This window comes from Polynucleobacter sp. 39-46-10, assembly GCF_002282275.1.
Genome location: NZ_NCJB01000382.1, coordinates 1 through 2005 on the forward strand (window position 1 = coordinate 1; position 2005 = coordinate 2005).

At 43.5% G+C, this 2005-nt stretch carries 2 protein-coding genes and 1 pseudogene; 1 reads left to right on the forward strand and 2 read right to left on the reverse strand.

What is annotated here, in order from left to right; genetic code table 11:
- Positions 1 to 562 (reverse strand): substrate-binding domain-containing protein (locus tag B7X71_RS15875; protein ID WP_293601444.1); only part of this gene is annotated, 562 nt, incomplete at its 3' end.
- A gap of 65 nt (positions 563 to 627) precedes the next feature.
- The gene (locus tag B7X71_RS15880; protein WP_293598355.1) at positions 628 to 1449 is read right to left on the reverse strand and encodes a substrate-binding domain-containing protein; all 822 of its coding nucleotides are present in this window, start codon (positions 1447 to 1449) and stop codon (positions 628 to 630) included.
- 75 nt (positions 1450 to 1524) lie between these two features.
- Between B7X71_RS15880 and B7X71_RS15885 the strand changes: the two are divergent.
- Positions 1525 to 2005: pseudogene (locus B7X71_RS15885) on the forward strand (LysR family transcriptional regulator); the annotation flags it as partial.

Sequence of the window (2005 nt, forward strand, 5' to 3'; positions counted from 1 at the left end):
TATCTGTCATGAAATAGGCTTTATCTGCATTCGCCCTTTTAAGCGATGCTGTCATAAAGTCATTGGTCACGATGTACCAATTTCCCTCGGGTGTGATTCCAGCCTTTTTCCAAATATCCATTTCTTTTTGGTGTGTACCGGATTTATCCCCTCGAGAGATAAAGTTAGCCTGCAAGTTCGCGATCTTTGCATAAGCATCTGCACCACTGCTAGCAGATTTAATTTTTGCCATATCCGCTTTAGGTCCAACGATATAAAACTCATTGGAGCCAATGAGCGTTCTCCCGGTTGCCCAACCTTCAGCAATAGCTTTGTTCACACCAGCTGGTGCATGCACCATAATCATGTCAACCTGCTGTGTCTTAAGTAGGTTGAGGGAGGCGCCGCTTCCCGCCTTAATCCACACCAGGCGCGCACCTTCCTTCTTGTCAAAGGCCTCACCAAGTTGCTGTAGTAAGCCTAATTCCCCAGGGCTACCGGTTGCCAATTTAAAACTCTTGGAACCCTGACCATAGGTGGCTTCTACTTTTGGGGGGCTGGATTGCGCTAGCGATGTTTGCATTCCAAGTCCCATTAATAAAGTGGCAAAAAGTGCACTGATGAATTGGTGTGAATTTTTCATCTAAATTATTTCTTTGCGTTCGGGAAGAATAGCTGTTCACCGTCAATTTTGTAACTGGCAATTACGTCTTGCCCGTTCTTGGAGGTAATCCAGTCAATAAATTCTTGTCCTTCAGCTTTTTTCACATGTGGGAATTTTGCTGGGTTAACCAACATCACGCCATATTGATTAAATAGCTTTGGATCACCTTGAACCAAAATTGTTAAATCACCACGGTTCTTGAAAGAGAGCCAAGTAGCGCGATCAGTCAGGATGTAGCCATTCATTGCTGAAGCAGTATTGAGCGCTGGACCCATGCCTGAACCAGTTTCTTTATACCAAGCGCTTGGCGCAACTGTAATGCCGGCATCTTTCCAATAGCGTAATTCTGCAGCGTGTGTACCGCTCTTATCCCCGCGCGATACAAATGGTGCCTGAGCTGCTGCAACTTTCTGAAATGCTGCTTTGATATCTTTACCGCCTGCAATTTTGGCTGGGTCAGACTTTGGCCCAACCAACACAAAGTCGTTGTACATAACTTCAGTGCGTTTTGTACCAAAACCTTCGTTCACAAACTTTTCTTCAGCAGGCTTGTCGTGTACAAACACTACATCGGCATCACCTCGACGACCGATATCTAATGCTTGACCAGTTCCAACTGCAACCACTTTGACATCAATGCCTGTCTTCATTTTGAAGATAGGCAACATAAAGCCAAAAAGACCAGATTGCTCTGTAGAAGTTGTGGATGACACAACAATACTTTTCTCTTGCGCGTAAGCACAATTGCTGAAAAGTGCTACCGCAGTAATGGCGGTTGCTAATAATCTATTAAATGAGAATTTCATTTGAGTTCACTTTCATTGAGTGTGTTCGGTTAAGATTTGTCATATTACAAAACATCAATATGCAAAAAATTACATATGAGAATTCAGATTCGGCCGACCCTAGTTTTTGGTAGCAAAAACGCAAAAGATCCGGCTATCGTTGATTTGGTGTGGTTAACAGCGTTGCTTAAAGACATTGAGCATGGCAAAACACTGATGTCTGCCTGTAAGAAAATGGGCTTGTCCTACAGAAATGTCTGGCAAAAGCTAAACGATGTTGAACAAGCACTCGGTTTTAAGCTCATCGATAGGGTGAGGGGGCACGGCTCCCAGCTATCAGAATATGCTCGCTATTTGATTCAATTTACTGAAGACTTTGATCAAAAGACAATGCGTTTGGGTCAATCTAGTCTCTCGCACTTAGAAGAAGGATTTTCTCAATTTCGGGTTAAAGATAAAAAACAGCTGCGCTTTGCTAGTAGTAGCGATCCTATTATTCAAAAGGCTGTTTTCGAAATTGGTGGATTTGAGCTCATTACAGCGGGATCCGGTGAGGCTTTGGAGCGCTTACTCAATT

Excerpts from the sequence above, each read along its gene's own strand:
- B7X71_RS15880 (WP_293598355.1), bottom strand. The coding sequence starts at position 1,449 with ATGAAATTCTCATTTAATAGATTATTAGCAACCGCCATTACTGCGGTA.